The 21,060-nt window shown below is 50.4% G+C and carries 18 protein-coding genes; 11 read left to right on the forward strand and 7 right to left on the reverse strand.

The genetic code is table 11. The annotated features are described in order from the left end of the window. Positions 1 to 2: 2 nt before the first annotated feature. From dnaX to HRU79_05225, 5 genes are all read left to right on the forward strand, one after another. Positions 3 to 1,682 carry a DNA polymerase III subunit gamma/tau gene (gene dnaX / locus HRU79_05205; protein ID QOJ26076.1) on the forward strand — a complete coding sequence of 560 codons (1,680 nt, stop codon included), beginning with the start codon at positions 3 to 5 and terminating at the stop codon, positions 1,680 to 1,682. Positions 1,683 to 1,742: 60 nt separating this feature from the next. Continuing rightward, positions 1,743 to 2,213, forward strand: a complete 471-nt coding sequence (gene bcp / locus HRU79_05210; GenBank protein QOJ26077.1) for a thioredoxin-dependent thiol peroxidase — start codon at positions 1,743 to 1,745, stop codon at positions 2,211 to 2,213. Continuing rightward, entirely contained in the window at positions 2,210 to 3,775 is a 1,566-nt protein-coding gene (locus HRU79_05215) for a TatD family hydrolase (protein ID QOJ26078.1), read from the forward strand. The genes bcp and HRU79_05215 overlap by 4 nt, the downstream gene beginning before the upstream one ends. Positions 3,776 to 3,786: 11 nt before the next feature. Beyond that, positions 3,787 to 4,407, forward strand: coding sequence for a uracil phosphoribosyltransferase (gene upp / locus HRU79_05220; GenBank protein QOJ26079.1), 621 nt, complete (start codon positions 3,787 to 3,789; stop codon positions 4,405 to 4,407). 107 nt (positions 4,408 to 4,514) lie between these two features. Next, entirely contained in the window at positions 4,515 to 4,751 is a 237-nt protein-coding gene (locus tag HRU79_05225; protein QOJ26080.1) for a hypothetical protein, read from the forward strand. A 31-nt stretch (positions 4,752 to 4,782) separates the two neighbouring features. Here the strand turns inward: HRU79_05225 and HRU79_05230 are convergent, their stop codons facing one another. The 6 genes from HRU79_05230 to HRU79_05255 all read right to left on the reverse strand — a co-directional run bounded on the left by HRU79_05230 (position 4,783) and on the right by HRU79_05255 (position 15,472). Continuing rightward, the gene (locus tag HRU79_05230; protein ID QOJ26081.1) at positions 4,783 to 5,937 is read right to left on the reverse strand and encodes an aminotransferase class V-fold PLP-dependent enzyme; all 1,155 of its coding nucleotides are present in this window, start codon (positions 5,935 to 5,937) and stop codon (positions 4,783 to 4,785) included. Then, positions 5,934 to 7,883: a hypothetical protein gene (locus HRU79_05235; GenBank protein QOJ26082.1), complete on the reverse strand. Its 1,950-nt coding sequence runs from the start codon at positions 7,881 to 7,883 to the stop codon at positions 5,934 to 5,936. The genes HRU79_05230 and HRU79_05235 overlap by 4 nt, the downstream gene beginning before the upstream one ends. After that, positions 7,884 to 11,504: a WD40 repeat domain-containing protein gene (locus HRU79_05240; GenBank protein ID QOJ26083.1), complete on the reverse strand. Its 3,621-nt coding sequence runs from the start codon at positions 11,502 to 11,504 to the stop codon at positions 7,884 to 7,886. 73 nt (positions 11,505 to 11,577) lie between these two features. Further along, on the reverse strand, positions 11,578 to 12,363 hold the full coding sequence (locus tag HRU79_05245; GenBank protein ID QOJ26084.1) for an ATP-binding cassette domain-containing protein: 786 nt from the start codon (positions 12,361 to 12,363) through the stop codon (positions 11,578 to 11,580). 2 nt (positions 12,364 to 12,365) lie between these two features. Next, complete coding sequence (locus HRU79_05250; protein QOJ26085.1) at positions 12,366 to 14,159, reverse strand: ABC transporter ATP-binding protein; 1,794 nt, start codon at positions 14,157 to 14,159, stop codon at positions 12,366 to 12,368. Positions 14,160 to 14,176: 17 nt separating this feature from the next. Beyond that, on the reverse strand, positions 14,177 to 15,472 hold the full coding sequence (locus HRU79_05255) for a hypothetical protein (protein ID QOJ26086.1): 1,296 nt from the start codon (positions 15,470 to 15,472) through the stop codon (positions 14,177 to 14,179). A 29-nt stretch (positions 15,473 to 15,501) separates the two neighbouring features. Here HRU79_05255 and HRU79_05260 point away from each other — a divergent pair, with 29 nt between their 5' ends. Further along, complete coding sequence (locus HRU79_05260; GenBank protein QOJ26087.1) at positions 15,502 to 16,752, forward strand: hypothetical protein; 1,251 nt, start codon at positions 15,502 to 15,504, stop codon at positions 16,750 to 16,752. A 6-nt stretch (positions 16,753 to 16,758) separates the two neighbouring features. Here HRU79_05260 and HRU79_05265 read toward each other — a convergent pair whose 3' ends face one another. Next, on the reverse strand, positions 16,759 to 17,730 hold the full coding sequence (locus HRU79_05265; GenBank protein ID QOJ26088.1) for a deoxyhypusine synthase family protein: 972 nt from the start codon (positions 17,728 to 17,730) through the stop codon (positions 16,759 to 16,761). 69 nt (positions 17,731 to 17,799) lie between these two features. Here HRU79_05265 and HRU79_05270 point away from each other — a divergent pair, with 69 nt between their 5' ends. The 5 genes from HRU79_05270 to HRU79_05290 are packed head-to-tail and all read left to right on the forward strand — an operon-like array spanning position 17,800 to position 21,058. Further along, the gene (locus HRU79_05270) at positions 17,800 to 18,861 is read left to right on the forward strand and encodes an AI-2E family transporter (GenBank protein QOJ26089.1); all 1,062 of its coding nucleotides are present in this window, start codon (positions 17,800 to 17,802) and stop codon (positions 18,859 to 18,861) included. Next, the gene (locus HRU79_05275; GenBank protein QOJ26090.1) at positions 18,858 to 19,514 is read left to right on the forward strand and encodes an ATP-binding cassette domain-containing protein; all 657 of its coding nucleotides are present in this window, start codon (positions 18,858 to 18,860) and stop codon (positions 19,512 to 19,514) included. The genes HRU79_05270 and HRU79_05275 overlap by 4 nt, the downstream gene beginning before the upstream one ends. Then, positions 19,514 to 20,263, forward strand: coding sequence for a 4-hydroxy-tetrahydrodipicolinate reductase (gene dapB, locus HRU79_05280; protein QOJ26091.1), 750 nt, complete (start codon positions 19,514 to 19,516; stop codon positions 20,261 to 20,263). The genes HRU79_05275 and dapB overlap by 1 nt, the downstream gene beginning before the upstream one ends. Continuing rightward, on the forward strand, positions 20,250 to 20,645 hold the full coding sequence (locus HRU79_05285) for a hypothetical protein (protein QOJ26092.1): 396 nt from the start codon (positions 20,250 to 20,252) through the stop codon (positions 20,643 to 20,645). Before dapB ends, HRU79_05285 begins: the two co-directional genes overlap by 14 nt. After that, positions 20,642 to 21,058: an EVE domain-containing protein gene (locus HRU79_05290; GenBank protein ID QOJ26093.1), complete on the forward strand. Its 417-nt coding sequence runs from the start codon at positions 20,642 to 20,644 to the stop codon at positions 21,056 to 21,058. Before HRU79_05285 ends, HRU79_05290 begins: the two co-directional genes overlap by 4 nt. The last annotated feature ends 2 nt before the right edge of the window (positions 21,059 to 21,060 follow it).

Consider the following 21,060-nt stretch of genomic DNA (forward strand, 5'->3'; position numbering starts at 1 on the left):
CAATGTCTGACACAAAACAATATATTGTAACGGCGCGCAAATGGCGTCCAAACCGGTTTGCCGACGTTGTTGGACAGGAACATATCACCACAACGCTCGTGAACGCCATTAAGAGCGGCCGCATACACCATGCCTACCTGTTCACCGGACCTCGCGGAGTTGGCAAAACCACGTGTGCTCGAATCCTGGCCCGTGCCCTGAACTGTATCAGCCCGGTAAATTATGAACCGTGCAATACCTGCTCATCGTGTACTGAGATTTTGGAAAACAAGAGTATCGACGTTACTGAGATTGACGGAGCGTCGAACAACAGTGTTGACGATGTGCGAAAACTCCGTGATAATGTCAAGTATGCACCGGTAAGCGGCAAGTACAAAATGTACATTATCGACGAAGTGCACATGCTCTCTACAGCAGCGTTTAACGCCTTGCTGAAAACACTGGAAGAGCCCCCTTCACATTTGATTTTTGTTTTTGCCACAACCGAAATCCACAAGGTACCGGCAACCATTGTAAGCCGGTGTCAGCGTTTTGACTTCAGGCGCATGGAGGTTTCGGCAATCGTGCAGCATCTTACGACGATCGCAGCAGCAGAGAATATCACAATCGACGAACAGTCGCTGGTTGCAATAGCAAAGAAAGCTGACGGGAGCATGCGTGACTCGCAAAGCATCTTCGATCAGATTGTGTCGTTCTGTGGTTCTGATATCCGAATGACCGATGTAGCCACTGCGCTGCATTTAATTGACTCGGATTTCTTTTTTGAGATCAGCATTGCAGCCCGCCTTCACGATACCGCAAAGATTTTTACATTGGCGGCCGACGTTGTTGAACGCGGTTATGATATGCAGGAGTGCCTGGTTGGATTGCTGGAGCACTATCGTAACCTTCTTGCTGTTCTCGCCACAAAAACCGCCAACCTTATTGATGCTTCGGAATCTGTCAGGGCGCAATACCTTGCCGAAGCAGAGCAATACAGTCATGCCGACCTGGTTCGCCTGATGTCGGTCGTTGCCCAGGGCGAACAGCAACTGCGTCAGAACCCGCCCCAGCCACGGCTGCGCTTTGAGTTTACACTAATCAAGATTGCCTCGTTGGACTCGAGTGTTGACCTTGGCGAACTCCTGTCGCGCCTGCGTGCTACACCGCAGTCGGCCGTTGGAGGCATCCCCGTTGCATTGCGTGTTGGCCCTCAGGCCAGGCCCCCGGCAGCCACAGCCCCGGCACCCATACCTAAGGGTACCGGTCCGGGCGAGATTCTCAAGCCCCTTTCACCATTTGCAGCACGGATCCGTGAACTTGGAACACCCGCCAATTCATTAACCCGACATCAGATAGCAGGAAAATGGGAAAGCGCAATGGCCGGGCTGCCTGAGAATCTCATCTTTTTACACCAGGTTGTACAACAGGGTTTAATAAAGGTTGAGATTACCGATGTTGGCATTGCGTTTACACCCTCTGCCGATATCCTTGCACACCGGCTACAGGATAAACTCGCCGATTTCAAAGCATATCTTGCAAAGGTGTACGGCACTGCTATCGGCGTACAAATCCTGGCTGCCCGGCCGAACAACGATGATGCCACTACAGCTACCGATGAGATCGGTAGTGATGCTGATACTGACGCGCCATTGCCCATCGAAGAAGTGATTTGTACACTTTTCAACGCACGCAGAGTTTAAACACGTCGGCATGTAATCAACGGCAGGCGTAGCTTTGTAGATCACTTTGGGATACATTGCATGGAACCGGCTGTAGGTGCAAAAGCACCATCATTTACACTTACTGCAGATACCGGCGAGGAATTTTCGCTGAAAACTCTTCTCGGCTCCTGGGTGGTGCTCTATTTCTATCCTGCGGATATGACGCCAACGTGCACCAACCAGGCATGTTCCTTTCGGGATAATATGGAGCTTCTTGCCCGTGAGAACGTCACGGTTGTTGGTATCAGCCCCGATGATGTTGATTCACACCTGAAATTCAGGTCGAAAAACAACCTGAACTTCATCCTGCTGGCTGATCCCGAAAAAAAAGTTCTTGAGAAGTACAACACCTGGAAACTTAAAAAAATGTACGGTCGCGAATACATGGGCGTCGTACGGACTACCTTCCTTATCGATCCCAAAGGCATAATTCGAAAAGTGTGGAATAAGGTTAAGGTGGCAACCCAAATCGATGACATTACCACCACTCTTTTGCAAATGAAGCAGTGATCGATTCACATGCACATATCGATACCACACCATTCGCTGCTGACCGTGCCGAAGTTCTTCAACGCGCCTGGGATGCCGGCATAACGTCAATCATTATCCCTGACATTCAACCTGAACATCGCGATAATCTGATAAGCATTACCAGTAGCGATCCCCGGTTATACAGAGGTATTGGCGTTCATCCTCATCACGTTGCCAATCTGCCGGAACAAGAACTTAACGAAATTGATAAAGGGGCTTTGGCAGACCGCGTTGTTGCAATTGGTGAAATTGGCCTGGATTATCATTACGACTTTGCCCCTGCCGAGACCCAGAAAGAATGGTTCCGGGCACAACTGCAACTCGCAAAAAAACATCATCTCCCCGCCATCATTCATAACCGTGAAGCTGATAACGACATTCTGGATATCCTGCATGACGAACAGGACGGTACGTTACAAGGCGTACTGCACTGCTTTAGCAGCGATACAGAAGTACTTAGGAAGGCGCTCGACCTTGGAATGCTTGTGTCGTTCACAGGCAATATCACCTTTAAGCGTTCGACTTTAGCCAACGTGGTGCGCTACGTACCAACCGACAGATTTATGATTGAAACCGATGCACCGTACATAACTCCTGAACCCTATCGCGGAAAGCGAAACGAACCGGCATATGTTGCACGTGTTGCCGGCAAGATTGCCGAAATTAAAGGACTCTCCATGGACCAGATTATCGACTTTTCTACTACAACTGCTAAGAAATTCTTTGCCCTGTGCGCACTGATTGTAGTTTGTACGATTACGGCAGTAGCACAGCCTACACCACCACGCGATGAAGATTATCCGTTTGACAGAGACTGGGAAATTGCTCTTGACAATTACTACGCTGACAGTGTAGCATGGGAAAAATGGATTAAACCACGGCGCCTTGGTGTTGGACTGAGCATTGGCACCTTAACCGTGGTGGAACTTCAGCAGTTCCTTCAACGATACAACTACCGCAGTACCAGCGTACCTACTGACCCGTCAAGATGGACGTATTATCAGCGCGGTGAAGGACCGGAGCGATCGTTTTCATTTGAAAGCTTGTCAGCCATAGGCGGTACTGTCACCTACGGATTGTCAACAAACGTAGTTCTGGAAGCCTCGGGTTTTTATTCCCAGAACACTAAACCGGCCAAGGACTTCGGGCTTGATCCCATTACCACGATAATGGCCGAGTTTACTGCCCTTTACTCACTGAACCCCTACAGCAAAATCAACTTTCTGCCTCAGGCCGGACTTTGCTATGCAAGTATTGACGATGGCACCCTTACCCGCACAAAGTTTGGCGTTAACACAGGTCTGGGTATTGGCATCAACATCCCCACCAAGATCGGTCTGTTTTATCCGGTGTTCAATATCCGCTTTAACTTCTTACTGGGTACCGATGAGAACCGTGTAGTAACTCGTTATATCGACCCGATTGTGGGCGGGATTTACCAGAACAGCACAAATCCGAATATTAAATCAGAAGATCTTGCCGATGTGAATTCGATTTACTCGTTGCCACGGCTGACCATTTTATACTACCTTCCATTCTGATTTCATAGCGTATGGTTACCGAACTCGGCGGAACTGGCATCCAGCATGAACTGTCAATCATCAGGTCAGTAGATACCGATATCCCCCGATTTCGGTCAGCAATTCACAGAATAGGACTCCATCTGGCAGTAGCGGTGAGCGCGCGTTTAAGCAGCGACCCCTGCACCGTAACCACGCCACTGGCCACAATTGAATCCCAGCGTATCCACGGCAACATTATCCTGGTCCCGGTGCTCCGTGCTGGACTGGGTTTGCTTCAGGCATTCCTTGACATTTTCCCCGATGCGCGGGTAGGCTTCCACGGATTACGTCGTAACGAGCAAACACTGCAACCAGCCGAGTATTATTCACGGTTCCCCGCTACTACACTGCAAACAACCATGATCGTGCTTGACCCCATGCTTGCCACTGCAGGCAGTATGCGTGCCACCATCCAACACCTGCAACGGCTGCCACATCATAAGATGATGGCAGCATGTATCATTGGAGCTCCGGAAGGTAAGGCCCTTATGGAACAAGAACATCCTGCGGTGGACGTAGTTGTAGCAGCTCTGGATTCGCATCTAAATCCTCATGGTTTTATCGTACCCGGATTAGGTGATGCCGGAGACCGTTTATTTGGCGCTGACTAATAAAATGAAAAAAACGGAAAATTCGTTTTGCCGAAACAGAACTTCGGTGTACATTGTAACATTAGTTTAACCACAATTATTCATTCACTAAGTAGGTAGAGGACGCCATGAAGATATTTCAGTTTGGCAGACACCGTATACCGTTTGCCGATGTACACGACATTAACGTCGAGTACCGATATCAAGACAATGAGATGTTTGTGGATTTAGAAATCCAGGGTGGTGCCCAGCTTAGTTTAAACCTACCGGATTCGCTCGAGTTTATGGAGCAGTTTATTACAAAAATCCGGCATGTTAAAAACCTTCCCGGAGAAAGCACACGGCAGGTTGAATCTCCCAACTAAGGGTGAGGCTGCGGAAGTCAAAAGCCAACCATTACAAACCCAGTTCAAGAGCAACGGCTTTTACAAGTGCATCAACTTCGGGTTGTGTGGTATAACCATGAATGCTGAATCGTAAAATCGTGGCGTCAAGCCACGTTAAGCAAATGCACTGAATACTATACTTTTCCAGCAGAACACGCTGGAACTGTGCTGAATCCAAAACCATTGGTACCAACACCGACCCCATCATCAACCTGTGCTGTTCCCAGTCGGACTGCACAGGTTGAATTGTATTATGAAGGCTGCATAGTGCCTGAACACCATACTGTACCAGCAAATGCGAGTCGGATATCACTTTGTTCCAGTTGCTTTTTTTCATCCACCGCTGTGCTGCGTGAATTGTTAAAAAACATGATGGATCGCGCGTACCCAAATATTCGTGCTCATCAATAAACGTACCGTCGTTTACTGATGTCCACGTATTGCCCCAGCTACCAATAAGGGGCGGAACATGTTGCTGCAGATGTGGTGCTACCCAAAGCATACCCGATCCCTTGGGCATACACATCCATTTGTGACAGTTAGCGGTGTACATGTCTGCACCGAGCACTCCAAGGTCAAGGTCAATATGCCCAAGGGCATGTGCACCGTCAACCAGCAACAGTACTTTTTGCCGTTGCGTAAATTCTGCAAGACGCTCTACTGGCATACGCGCCGCCGTCGGCGATGTGATATGGCTAATAAAAACGGCCCGTGTTTTCCCGGTAATTGCCTTTGTTATGATATGCATAACCGTTTCAGCATCCGGAACTGGGATTGGAATGGCAACGGTTGAAATTGTTATGCCTGTACCTTGCAGGTGGAACTCCCATGCACGGCGGCATGCACCGTATTCATGATCCGTTAATAGTATCTCGTCGCCGGCATTAAGATAACGCGCCATGGCGTACGCCATAACGTTGGCGCCATAGGTGCTGTTGGTAACAAACACCAGGTCAGTGCGCCGTGCTCCCACCATTTGGGCAAGCTGTTCACGAGCCTGCTGCATACGTTCAGGGAGAGCATGAAAAAACGCTACAGGTTCCTTTTCAAGCAGCTGCTGCCACCGAAACTCTTCATCTAAAATTTCTTTCGGACATGCCCCGAACGAACCATGGTTTAGGAATACAACGTCGGGATTCAGTAAGAAATCGCTTCTGTCCATCATTGTTGACCTTTTTGTGCAATTCGGATACGGACGGCTCGCTGATATGCACGTTCGGCCGGGTTATGTGCGGTCTGCGGGTCTGCCGATGTAAATTCATACGTTACCATGGCCGACGGTATTCCAAGGTATCTAACGGCTGCTTCGGCTCTCTTAATTTGAAGCTGCCGATTGTAGTCAGCTGAGCCAAATTCGTCAGTTCCGGCTATCACCGTAATGAAAGCCCCTTCCCGGATCGCCTTCCGTACTGAATCGGCAACCCGAATGTTGACGGCTGAGAATGAGTCCGAATCAAAATCAAATAGGGCCAGAAGTATGGTGTTACTGTTAACGCCACGCAGATCAGTTTGTTCAACTTTTTTACGTACAAGATTTTTCTGTACAATGGTAACGATTGCAGCGGCAGTTGCCATTACACTATTCGAATCGGCATCGGTGGTGCGGACGGTTACCAATATCGGCCGCGAGATGGCCTGATTGGTGGTTGCGTGATTAAACGTCATGGTAACAGGTATCACGGGTTCGGTTGTTACGCTTTGGGTTGTGGTTCCGCCTTTCACGGTTACGTACGAGGTGCAGGGCGGCGCTCCGCATGTTAGCACATGCATTGCAGAGAGCTGTACGGGATCGGCATAGGCTGCCACCGATTCTGAGTATCGGTGCAGCATTCTGGCCTGCTCGCCAAGACGAACCTTAACGTACCGGGCTTCTGCCGCCAGCTCAGGCCGTGCAGTTGAGTCAGCTCTCTTCATCACAATACGTACCAGGTTGCGATCTACATCCAGCATGTCGATTAGGGCTGATAAACGCGACCGTGACAGACTCGGGTCTTCGTCATACGATGTTGATCCGGTTAACTCCATCAGTTCGCGCTGATCAGTTGCATCGACTACTGACTGCCGGACAGCCTGGGCAAAGCGTACCAGCGCTTCCTGACCACCAATGGGTTCAGTGCTGTTATAGTGGTAATACAATACAGGCTGCACTGCGCAGATGGTGTCGGTAATGGTTGCATTTATTACAGGTACGATAATCGTATCATTTCTAACCACTGCATGTTCCGACTGCGCGGCAAGAATTAAACTCGAAACCGGAACCGGCTTCACCTGTGGCGGCGGTGGTGGCGGCGGCGGCGGAGGAGGAGGAGGAGAGGGCCGGGGGACTGCATACGAAAACAGTACTCCGGCATCAATGCCGGAAATTACCCAGGGGGCAGCCTTTGTAATACTGCTCAGGCCGACCGTATAGCTTGCAAAAGGAAAAAAGTTGATGTCTTTTGTCAATGGGACCCGGTATAGCGCAGCCAGACGAATACTAAACGTTAATGACGTAGGCTGCGGAAGCTGACCCTGTTGGGCTTCGCGTATTCGGGTTCCGTTTTCAAAAACATACGCCGGATCTGCCGGAGCCACAAGTTCCTGCTGTTGCTCCAGGTGTGTGGTTAGTGGAACTCCAACGCGGATACCCGTCAGTAGAAAGACGTCTGTAAGGGGCGTAGGGAGTAGGGCAGCAGGCTCAACCTCGAAGGTCGTGTACGAAAGGCTGGCACGGTGTTCAACAATACCATCAGTTACCGAAGTACCGCTGATGATGTTACCCACTTCTTCGTTCTGCAAGGCAGTCCCGGGTAATAGACGGAGTCCACCCATAACACCCACCTGAACTGCTCTGTTAAATAACTTTAGCGGTGTAGTAGTAAAAATGCCAACGCCAAGTCCGGCACTAACCCCAAATCCGTTGGTGTATGAGCTGCAACAATTGGGGAAACCCGGCAATTCAGTGAAGTCCAAACTGTGAACCGAGGCGCCTCCGAAAACCTGACCTACCAGGATTGTGCCTGATTGATTGCCAGAAGAATCTGTATCGGCTCCCTGCATAACAGTAACCGACAGTACAATCACCACATACCGGAATATCATCCCGAGTACAGAATCCCGTGTATGAAGCATCTATTGTACCACCACAAATGGTATTCGAAGAATTTCCTGTGCGCTCTGAACCTCTACTGCATACAAGCCCGGAACAACCCCGGCAAGTGATATCGGTATCTCGGCATCTCGGTTAATCATAATATTACTTGCTACATCAGCAATATGGTTACCATCGGATCCCACCAGCCGGACGGATACGTGTACGGGGCTAACGGTATGGACGGCAACTGTGGCGTGTCCGCCTGCAGGTTGCGGAAACACAACGGCTGCCACGGGCTGTCCGCCGGTACGGATAATGCGCCTTACAGGATCGGGATGCTGAATAATCAGGGCACCGCTCTTGAACGTAACGGGGATTGCAGAGCCAAACCCATCTGCCGGAATAAAATCAATTAAGCATGAGTCAACTTCGGCCATCCCTGCGTAGCCATGCAGACGGGCGATCTCGGCAGTGCCGGTAAAGTCACCGTCTATCCTGAAATGAATCGTCCGCCACTGATCCGTTACTTCCTGTGAAACAATACTTACTTCGCCAACATCCGACGTTATGGTCCGTGCAAGGAACAAGCGGGGGTGCAAACGCAGTTTCCCCTCAAAGAACCTCTGTCCTGCATACAACTGCTGCTCGTTGATCTGCGCAATAACCGGGATGCTTAGCGTGTCGTTCCGGGGATCTGACGTTATCCGTGCCGATGAGATAACGGCTGATCCTGAGTACAGCCGTAGTCCAACCTTGTTCTGTGCTCCACACGGCTGAACATAGAATTGCAGATATGCATTGCCGGAAGTTGTACCGCCAAGGTAGCGGACATCAATTCCCGTTGTCTGGCCGGGCTGCAACTCTACCGGCATCGGCGTTACGATACTGAACGGCTCACCGGATACAATCGAAACTGAGTCGATAGTAACCTTGTTTGTGTTATTGTTGGTAACGGTAATTGACCGAACAGGAATCTCCGGAATAAACGGAAGATCGGTGTGCGAAAGGTCAAGCAGTGCGCCACTGCCCCTGCCGGTAACTTTAACAAAGCGGCGCACAACATCCTGTCCCGCGTACCTGATGATAACGATGCCGGTATCCAGTCCCAGTTGGCGGGGAACAAACTCAACGGCAACAACCAGGGTTCCGCCGGGTGGGAGCACTGAGTCCACAATTGCTTCGGCAATGCGGTACTGAGCGTTTAAGCCCCCTTGTACAAAAACATTGTTGATGACCACGCTAACGGGGTCGATATTCCTGAGCACGGCAAGACGTAAAATCTTTGATGATCCAACACACAGGTCGCCAAAATCTCCGTTGGCAAGCAGCATTTCAAAGTTCCGGTCGGCTACATTCACGCGCACAGGTACCTGAACACGTGCTCCGCATGCCTCAAGGACAACTGTATCGGTAAGCAATCCGGTGTCTGCCACTGCAGCATTAATCAGGAGATCCAGGCATTCACCCGGATTAAGCGTATCGGGCAGCCGTACATTTTTCACGTGCAGCCACTTGCCGAGCGTTGTTCGTACGGATGTATAAATGATTGGCACCGTACCGGTATTGCACACGGCACGTTGAATAAGTGTGTCCGTAGAGGTTCCAATGTACATCGGACTCAGTGTTACATGTTCTGCTGCGTATTGTATCGGAACAATACTAAATGTAGTATCTGAGGCGTCGGTTTCCGGAACACTAACCCTGCGCAGTAACAGGTTGTTGGTGCTGTCGATACTTGCCGAGACAATACTGGAGCCATTAGGACTGAAGGCAATATCGCTTAGCTTATTGCTGTGTCCGGCAGACGAACCGGAAGGCGGAAGCGCTGAATTTGACTGCAGGTCCAGCACTACAAGCTGGGGGTTAAATTCAAATCCCATATTGAGGAATGATCCGCTGGGACTAAACCCGAAGTTTACAACGTTGCTACCCTGCCGGTGCAGAATTCGCACCAAGGCATCCTGCTGCATATCGTACACATAGGTCATTTGCGATTTGGGTACGTTCAACCCTGCAACAAGCTGGGGTCCTGCCATAGCAACCAGTCGCCCATCGGTAGTAGCCGTAACAAGTGATGCATAGGGTCCAAGTGCCTCAGCAATACCGGTTTGAGCCCGTTGTTCTTCGGCTCCGGTCATTGCGGAATACCGTACTACCGACCCGTCCAAGAATGCAACTGTCAGAGTTGAGCCCGTCATCCCAACGGATGCAGCAGTAGCACTGAGTTTGATGGGAATACCCGATTCAAGGTTCGCCGGGTTAAAACTCGGGATGCGGGATGCAAACCGAGGAAGAACATATCCCACGCTCCCGTCTGATGTTGTACGAATCGTTAGGGGTTGGATATCAGAATCCACCGTCATAGTGAGTGCCGGTTGTGACGTACCACTGTTAAACTTTGTGATTGTACCTCCGGATGAACCAGCACGAGAGTGTAAGCTCAGAATATCTCTGCCTGCTCCAACATAACAAAGAGCACTTACCGGTGGGGTGCCTGACGGTGCACGATACTCACCAACTTTTTTACCATCAGCAGCATCGTATTCTACAATGTCACCATTGCCAAAAGCTGCTGCCAGATACCGTCCGTTTGCATTAAACGCAGCGGCAAGGGCAGGTTCGTGTGGTGTTGCAAGCCACTGTGAAAATGCGGCTTCAAACTTCTGGTACACACGGATGCGTACTGCAGAGCTTATGGTATTCGGAACCTCCCATTGCAGCGAGCTATCCATTGTGCTGTCGATATACGTCCAGGATTTACCATTGTCCACCGTGTACTCTGCATGTGCCTGAAACCCGGGAGTCATCCCCGCCCACCTCAGGTTTATCGTCTGGCATGGTGTTACCAGCTCGCCGCCATTAGGGTACACAACATTCAGCACTGTCCGTCGCGGGTATGCCGGAGGGTTGGCCAGGATGATCACCGTTGTTCTTAAGCCCCCTTCAAAGGTAATGGTAAGCACATCGCTCAACGGCTTGGTTGTGGTAGGTTCACATACAAGGTCAATCCTGTATTCCAGCGGAGAAATCACTGTAGCAGGCAGTGGACCTGACCCAAAGGAACCCTTCCACAGTGCTTTTACTTCGGGGCGGGTGGTGGTAACGGACTCGATTACAATTGGCCGTTCGTGTTTTCCTGTTGCATCGAGTGCAGCATCTGTTGCCACAACTTTAAGTTTCAGGGTATCGGAGGCGCCGGGAGCAACAGATCCAAAGTCAATGTAACCGCGAATGTTTCTGCTCATACTGTCGCGTACAACAACAGTACCTCCTTTGCTTTTATTAAACGTTGCAGAAAAGGGAGTAGATGCCGTTATTCCCTCGTAGCTGGCAATAAGTCGTGCGCCAAGACCTTCACCAAACCGGATAGATTTCCAGACTACCAGGTGGACACCATTGCCAACATGCGTAACGCTCTCGGGTACAAGGGCAACATTGGTTTCGAGAAGATAAACGGTATTTGCTCCAAGAACAACGGGCTGACCCTTATAGGTGGTACGCACCTGTGCCTTTAAGGTAGGATAGCCCGAAATATCCAGAGTAGAGCCTCCCGGAAATGCTACCGGGGTGACTGTAAACTGAGAATACAACGCTGATCCGAACAGCAGGAAGGCCGTCAGCAGTACGATGTAACGTTGAAATGTTGTACCAAGAACCATATACGGATGTGCATTGACTTTCGGGCAGCCTCTTTCGTTACAAAAACCTCCGGTAACCGTGAGGCATCACTGATTAAAACCCCTCGGCAACATACCGTGAAAGAAAATCAACCACAACGGGGTCGGCACTGCTTCGCAGCTCGGGTACGGTACCCTGAAACCAGATAATTCCATCATGGATCATCACAACCCGGCTTGCAACATTAAAAATGCTAAACATGTCGTGCGTGATAACAACCGAGGTAACGTTCAGGGTTTGCGATAAACCCGCTATTAAATCATCAATTTGCTGGGATGTTACCGGATCCAGACCGGTTGTTGGCTCATCATAAAAAATATAATCAGGGTTGCCAACCAGGGCGCGGGCAACACCAACGCGCTTCCGCATGCCGCCTGACAGGTCGGACGGACGTTTGGTGGACAGTTCGGTAAAAGCATGCTGATAGGCTGGTGTTTCTCGTTCGGAATACGGGGGCAGCAGGCTAACGGCACTTAACACACGTTGCGCTTCGGGAATCAACACCGCCTTGTCGTGGATACCCCGTTCCACCATGCCAATAACTACATTGCTGTACACATTCAGCGAATCAAAAAGTGCTGCACCCTGGAACACGTAGCCAATCTGGCTGCGCACTTTGAAGAGCTCTTTACGATGTAATGTCTGAATTTGCCTGCCATCAATTTCTACGGTACCGGAATCGGCCTTCAGCAGACCAACGATATGTTTAAGCAGGACGCTTTTGCCACAGCCGGAGCGACCAATAATGCAGGTTGTACTGCCGGAAGGAACCGTAAGGCTGATATCCTTCAGGACGGTGTTTGAGCCAAACGACTTTCTCAGACTGGTGATTTTAATCATGGCTATGCAGCATCACGTTCAGCACGGCGTTTCCGAATATCTTCAACGGTACCAAGTGGTATGGCATCTATTAAGCCCCTGGTATATTCACTTGCTGGAGAATGATAAATATTTTGGGCAACACCGATTTCCTCGATCTTACCGGCATTCATCACAGCAATACGATCGCTGATAAACTTTACAACACTCAAGTCATGAGAAATAAAAATGTACGTAAGCTTAAACTCATCGCGCAGTGATACCAGCAGGTTAAGCACTTGTGCCTGCACCGACACATCTAATGCACTCACGCTTTCATCGCAGATAAGCAGGCTTGGCTTTAAGGCAAGAGCGCGGGCAATACAAATTCGCTGGCGTTGTCCGCCCGAAAACTCGTGCGGGTAGTTGTTGTAATGACGTGGCAGCAAGTTTACCTTATCCAGCAGGTACAGCACCTGCTCCTTCCGCTCTTTATCGGAACTGCCGATACCATGTACTCGCAGAACCTCCGAGATTGCATTTCCCACACTCAGGCGTGGATTTAACGAAGAGTACGGATCCTGGAAGATGATCTGGAAATCCTTGCGGAGTGCTTTCAGTTCTGCAGGCCCCAGAGCCCGAACATCCCGGTCCTTAAACATAACCGTCCCCCCCGTAGGTTCAACCAGACGGAGCACAGCCCTGCCCGTAGTTGTTTTGCCGCAGCCGCTCTCGCCAACCAGGCCCAGCGTTTCGCCCGGGCGTACCGAAAACGACACTCCGTCCACCGCCCTTACCCAGCCGGTAATTCGGCCCAGTAGTCCGGACCTGATCGGGAAGTGAACCTTTAAATCGTTAACCGACAGGATAGGCGGCACCGTGTTGAACGCGTCGTTGCGTTGTTGTATTTCGATCTCGGAAAACTTCAGTTGATGTACGAGCGCATCGGGATTATCGGCGGTACGCTCGGTAATATTACCGGCATCATCCTCCACCATAAAGTCAAGAACAGTTGGAAGAACCTTCAATTTTGTATCCAGGCGCGGGCGGCATGCCAGGAGTCCCTTGGTATAGGGGTGCTGAGGGTTGGTAAATATCTGTTCAACGGGTCCCTGCTCAACAATTTTACCTTTATACATTACGATAACATCATCGGCAATTTCGGCGATCACACCCAAATCGTGGGTGATAAACATCATGCTCATACCGTGAGTGCGCTGAAGTCTGCGCATCAAATCCAGTATCGTTGCCTGTACCGTAACGTCAAGGGCAGTAGTTGGCTCATCGGCAATCAGCAGATCCGGATTGCAGCTCATTGCCATGGCAATCATAACGCGCTGCTTTTGTCCGCCCGACAGCTGGTGCGGGTACGACCGCAGCATGTGTTCCGGTCGGGGAAGCTGCACTTCGTTCAGCAGTTCAAGGGCACACCGGGTTGCTGTTTGTTTATCAACTTTTTGATGAAGCCTGATGGCTTCAATAATCTGATTCCCACATGTAAATACAGGGTTAAGTGACGTCATTGGTTCCTGGAAAATCATCGCAATGCGGTTTCCCCGATAGGCGCGCATGGAATCTTCCGAAAGCTGCAGTAGGTCTGTCACCGTGCCGTCGGCCTCGGTAAAGCAGACGCTACCGCTTACGATTTTACCGGGTGGGCTTTGGATAAGCCGCATAACGCTAAGGCTTGTTACCGATTTCCCCGAACCGGATTCGCCCACGATACCAAGGGTGCGTCCCTTCCCCACCGAGAAGCTCACGTTATTCACGGCCTTTACCACAGCCCCTTCGGTACGGAACTCAGTGGTAAGCCCCTTAACATTCAGTAGTGTTTCCATGCAAGGCAAAGATAGGGTCAGGGGGCTTGCCATTCGCGCCGGATACGCTTTGAAACCATAACTGCGTAGGCAACCGAGGCAACGATGCCGGCCGTTATGGCCAGTGAGGCACTGAGTACGCCATTGGGGTTACCCAGCCCAACAAAGACCAGAATTACAGCCGTAGTTGTTCCAACCTCGATAACCATACTGGCAGTGACATGAACCGTTCGGCGATACGAAATCATCACGGCGCGGGCAACCGAATATGTTGCTGCCGTAAACGGTGCCACCGTCAGTAAACGTGTAGGCCATATAGCCATTTGCACCAGCGACTCCGGAAGTGCAAAAACGTTCAGAAAAATCCACTCCAGCAGTGGCGTCCACACCACCACTGCCATTGCAAGCGTAGTGGCAACTGTAATTTTCCGTGCAACACGTTCAACCATGCGATACGCCGATGTGTGCTTTCCGAGCATTGCAATTCCAACCTCCTGATACGAGAAGCCAAAGCTGCGGAACACAAACAGGAACGAACTTATCACCGGCATTACGGCAAGTGATGCCACCGCCAGCGGCAAACGCAGCACAAAGAACGAAAGAAGCGGTGCAGCTAAAAAACTTACAACCGAGGTTAGGGCCAGTGGCGCATAAAACCTGATGATGTGGGCATTGGTAAGCTCGGCCAACGGTGGAAGCATCCCTGACTGGTCAGCCGGGTCCAGTGTCCGCGCAAGCCACCACGTGGCTATTGCTTCGTTCAGCACACCAACCGTTAGGGCACAACACCCAACAATCACGCCCTCAACATTGAGTGTAGCCAGTATGCCGGCAGTAGAAGCCATACTACACAGCCGGATTACTGTTCCTATGGCTACGCACTTTGTTTTCCCCGCCTGTATCAGCAACCCCTGATAATACCGTCGTATTCCGATTGCGGCCGGCCACGCCAGCATGCATACCAGACCCCAGTATACTCGCCATGCAACATCTGCCGGAAGGTTCATGACAGATGCTGCCAGTTTAAAAACAAGCGGTATGCATACGGTGAGCATAATTGCCGATACAACAATGTTGATACGCACCATGAACTTAAACAGCAGCGCCACTGCAGCGGCATTCGTGCCCAGCGCAACAACTGTGCTTAACAATGCTATAACCGGCGACTCGATAAGCATTGCAACCGACGTTGCTATACCGTATGCCGCAAGGTTAACCTCACTGTGGGCCATTCGGGCTACGACTGCCGCTATCAACGGGCCCTCGGTAGCCATCATCAGCCAGGTACTGCTTAAGGGAAGCCAAAACTTTATAATTTGCCGTTCTGAAATCATGACACAAAATTCAACTGCGGGTACCTAACTTGATTCAGAAAATTGATAATTCCTGGTATTTCAGTACATCACTCACACATAAAACCCTTGCCATGCCTGGCACCTTTGCTCACCGAATCCTTGCCGTAGTCCTTCTTGCCGCCCTTACCTGGCAGCCCCTACAATCGGCCGACACGTTGCGGATATGCACGTATAACGTGCTGAACTACAGCCTGAATACCGATAACGGGCGGACAGAACATTTTCAGCGCATCCTGGAAGCCATCAAACCGGACATCCTGGTTTGCTCGGAGGTCACGGCCGGAAACATGGCAACCCACTTTGTCTCGAACGTCCTTACCTGGGAACCCTTTTCTGCAACACCCTTTGTGGACGGACCCGACAGTGATAATCAACTGTTCTACAACAACACAAAGGTCAGGTTCATCAGCCAGCGCGCCATACCCACTGCTCTGCGAAACATTGCAGAATATACCCTTGAACGCATCCCTGCTCCCGGCTTTCTGCCGGATACTATCGTTGTTTACAGTATGCACTTAAAGGCTAATCGCGACGAAGAGGCTGCCGGCAGGCGTGCCGCCGAGGTCGAGGTATTTCAGAGTACTGTTACTCACAACCGGTATGCCATGGTGTGCGGTGACTTAAATATCTACTCTCCAACCGAGAGGGCGTACCAGCTTCTGGCAAATCCCGAGCAGGGCAGAGTGTTTGTTGACCCGCTGGGATCCGACTGGCAGCGTGACAGATCGACGTACTCATGGATATACACCCAAAGTACCCGAATGCAAAATCCGCAGGGCTGCACCGTGGGCTCCACCGGTGGCATGGACGACCGTTTTGATTACATTTTTTTAAGCTCCGAATTGTCGGAACATCTTGTGCCCAACAGCTATACTGCCTTTGGGAATGATTCGGTTTCCCGGCTCAACTCATCGATTTACGAACCCGAAAACACTACATACGGTAACAGCATGGCCTATTCGCTAATGTGTGTTTCTGATCACTTACCGGTTTATGTTGACTTGGCCTTTGATGATACGCCCGCAGGTGTCAGCATTCCTACTGCTGTCCGGCTGCAAATTTCTTACTCACCAAACGCAGAAGCCGTCACCATTACCAACTGTACTCCCCGAATCCCGATTACCGTTGTCAACATCAACGGACAACGGATGATTTCAACCATGCCTGTTGACAACGTTTGCATATTGTCAACCGGAGCATGGCCGAAAGGAACCTACATTGTTTACCAGGGTTCTGACCACGTGAAATTCAGTAAGTAGGAACTCTTACCAACCCATAATCCAGGCAAAAATGAGCGGTGCTACAATTGTAGCATCGGACTCTACGATGAACTTCGGCGTGGTGATGTCCAGCTTCCCCCACGTGATTTTTTCGTTTGGCACAGCACCGGAGTACGAACCGTACGATGTTGTGGAATCCGAAATCTGGCAGAAGTACGACCAGAATGGTACATCATGCCATCCCAGATCCTGATACATCATCGGCACCACACAAATCGGGAAGTCACCAGCTATACCGCCGCCAATCTGGAAGAAGCCCACTCCCTTGCCTGATGAGTTCTTCCGATACCAGTCAGACAGCCACATCATGTATTCAATCCCGCTCTTCATGGTTGTTGGCAGTAGTTCTCCCTTGATGCAGTATGACGCGAAGATGTTGCCCATGGTACTGTCTTCCCACCCCGGCACGATGATGGGCAGATTCTTTTCGGCAGCTGCCAGCATCCAACTGTTTGCGGGGTCGATCTCGTAATACTGCTCCATCTCGCCACTTAGGAGCATCCTGTACATGAACTCATGCGGGAAGGCGCGTTCACCCGAATCCTGAGCCCCCTTCCACTGCTTAACAATGTGCTTTTGAATTTTCCTGAATGCCTCCTCCTCCGGTATACAGGTATCTGTAACGCGGTTATACCCTTTCTCGAGCAAGGCCCATTCGTCCTGCGGCGATAAATCACGGTAGTGAGGCACTCGTTTATAGTGCGAGTGCGCCACCAGGTTCATGATATCTTCCTCGAGATTTGCTCCCGTACACGTAATGATCTGCACCTTGTCCTGACGGATCATCTCGGCAAGCGTCTTACCCAGCTCAGCCGTACTCATCGCACCTGCCAGGGTTATCATCATTTTACCACCTTCGTCAAGGTGGCGTACATACCCTTTGGCGGCATCCACCAGTGCGGCTGCGTTAAAGTGAAGGAAGTTATTCTCGATAAACTCAGAAATTGGCTTGCTCATACGATACCTATGTGAAAATTATGATGGAGGGGCTGCAAAAATAGGCACCATTGTTGGGTATTTTGCCGTATGGATGCAACCATTCGAAGCCGAAATGCTGCCTTGCTGTTTATCTGTGCGGCACTTGCTATCACAGCAGGGTATCTTGTCAGAGATCTGCTGCTGCCCTTGGTTGTGGCTATCTTTTTTGCTATTCTTTTTCAGCCAATTACCCATACCGTAAAAAAACTGCGGTTACCGTCGTGGATTGGACTCATTATCGTGGTGGCACTAACTGGCGGCGCTATCTGGGGCATTGCCTCGATTGTGGCAGTTGGCGTGGATGCTGTAAACGCAAAGGCACCCGAATACAGTGCTAAAATTCAGCGTATGGTATTGGAAGCACAGCACTATATTCAAAATATGCCGGGTGGAACAGAACTCCTGAATCCCGCTAACTTTTCGATAAACCAGGATACTATCATCAAAACAGCAAGCCAGGTTCTTGGGTCAGTGGTCGGCATCGTTGGCGATACCATCCTGGTGCTGATATACCTGATCTTCATGCTCGTAAGCTCGGTTAAGTTTAACGAGAAAATGGATGCCGCACTCGATAGGGCCAATGCGGCGCACCTGAAAAAAGTTGCTACTGAGGTAAATGCAAAAGTGCTGAAGTATCTGCGAGTGAAAACCTTTTTTAACGTTATTAATGCGGGAATAACCTATGGTGTGTTAATATATTTTAATATTGATTTTGCACCACTTTTTGCATTGCTGACGTTCTTCATTACGTACCTGCCTAATATCGGCTCGGTTGTAGGCGTTGTATTGCCTGGTATTGTATCGCTTATTCAGTACGAAGACCCCGCACTGACGCTGATTGCCGTTGGAGTTCTGGCAGTACTTCAAAGCCTGGTTGGGAATGTATTGGAGCCACGGGCCATGGGACAAAGCTTCGACCTGAGTCCGGTTGTCGTCTTATTTTCGTTAGTTTTCTGGGGATGGATGTGGGGTGTTGTTGGCATGATTTTGTCAGTTCCAATAATGGCAATCGTAAAAGCTACCATGGAGCAGTTCGAAACAACCGCACCGCTTGCAATTTTGATGGGTAATCGGAAGCCTGTGCCGGAACCCATGAAGGCGGGTGTATGACGATTGAGGTTGACAATGTCACGGTAACCCACAACGGCATTGCCTCGGTCAGCGGTGTCAGCCTGACAATTACCGCACCTTCAGTTACTCTTGTTACCGGTGCCACGGGCTCCGGCAAGTCAACACTGCTACGACTGCTATGGGCTGATATCATCCCTACGATGGGTACGGTTACCATAAACGGGACATCTACCCGAAAAATGCGGTCAGCAGGGTTACAGGCCCACAGAAAGGCAATTGGCATTGTGCACCAGTTCTCATATCTGAACAGTGTGCTTACGGCCTTCCAGAATGTTCTCATGCCGTGTGCAACCCATAATAACGATGCCGCAAAGGCAACCGCTACCGCTCTGGAACTCCTTGCCCTCCTGGGCGTTAGTCACTGCCGTACAAAACTGCCGGGGCAGCTCTCGGGCGGTGAGCGACAGCTTGTTGCCATTGCCAGAGCACTAATCACGAATCCAACATTGTTTATTGCAGACGAACCACTGAGCATGCTTGATTCACACTCTGCACAACGGGTACTTGATGTCCTGAATCAGCGTATTTCAGCCGGAATGGGCATGGTTGTCAGCTCGCATAACGACGCTTTGACCGGAGCATTCCCGAATGCCACCATGGTACGTCTTGAAGAAGGAAGGGTGATAGCCTGATGACGAAGATTGCACTGATCGGCTACGGAGCCATGGGCAAGGAAATTCACGGCCTGGCAGAAGTCCATGGCTGTACGGTAGTTCAGATTTTCGATGCTGATAATCCGCTTAGCAATGCGGACTTTGCCTCATGGGATGTGGCCGTTGACTTTAGCAGTGCCGATGCAATTGCTGCAAATGTTGAGCTGCTGTGCTCCATGAAAAAAAACATGGTTATCGGCACTACCGGCTGGAATAGTCAGCAGGAACGTATTCACAACACCATTTCCAAGGCAGGTGTGGGCTGCGTTGTTGGCTCCAACTTCTCTGTTGGCATGCAGATCTTTCTGCGCCTTACCCGTACAGCGGCAGCCTTGTTGAATTCAACACCAGATTACGACATCATGGTGCACGAATGGCACCATAAACGAAAAGCCGACAGCCCCAGCGGAACCGCTCTGACAATTGCAAACATTGTTATTGGCGAGCTGGACAGAAAGAAGCACGTTGCAACCGAGACCATGCACCAGCCTGCTGACCCCGAGGTCCTTCACGTAACGTCAACCCGCGGTGGCGAAATCCCGGGTAGGCATACTGTGACGATTGATGGTCCGTTTGACAGGATTGACCTTATCCACGATGCCCGAAACCGCTCTGGCTTTGCATCGGGTGCTCTGCGTGCCGCACAATGGATTCACGGGAAAAACGGCTTATACCGCTTTGATGACATCTTTTCACACATGAGCAATTCCAGCAATGAAGATTGTTAAGGGGCTTTGGTTCACTGTTCCGTTATGCCTGCTGCTCGTGGGCAGACTACTTGCTGCTGATCCCGATGATTTACGGTTTTCACCACCTGTTCTTGATGTTGTCAGGGACAGTACCGGCTACGTTCAGGCGATGATCTACTGTAATTCCGTCAGTGGCGACAGTGTTACCATCACCAACGTCAGCGGTTCATGCCGGTGTGCCGCTGCAACGGTACAACGGGCTACCGCTACTGACTCGGTTCAGGGGAAAATCTACCTGGCCATTAACGCAAAACACTTTACCGATAGCCTAAACTACCTTGACTACACAATAACACATACCGGCAACAATTCACCATCCATGTACAGAGTAATTGTCCGCCTTCCTCACAAAACACCATGAAGTACTGGCTTGTAAAAACCGAACCCGATGTTTACAGTTGGGATATGTTTACCGCCGATGGACAAACTTTCTGGGATGGTGTCCGAAACTACTCGGCACGCAACTATATGCAGGCCATGAGCAAGGGAGACGTGGTAGTGTTTTATCACACCGGCACCGATAAATGTGCCATGGGTCTGGCGAAGGTTGTAAAGGAAGCGTACCAGGATCCCACAATTCAGGACGAAGCATGGGTCTGCGTTGACATAAAACTTTATAAAAAATTCAAATATCCCGTCCCGCTTCACCTACTTAAAGCAGACCCTGCCTATTCTCAATCGCCACTCATCAGAATTGGCAGACTGAGCGTACTCCCCCTCAGAGAAGAGGAATTTAATCGGTTGATGTATTATTCTGAAACCCAGGCAGCGTAACC

Source organism: Ignavibacteria bacterium (assembly GCA_015709655.1).
Classification (GTDB): Bacteria; Bacteroidota; Ignavibacteria; order Kapaibacteriales; family Kapaibacteriaceae; genus OLB6.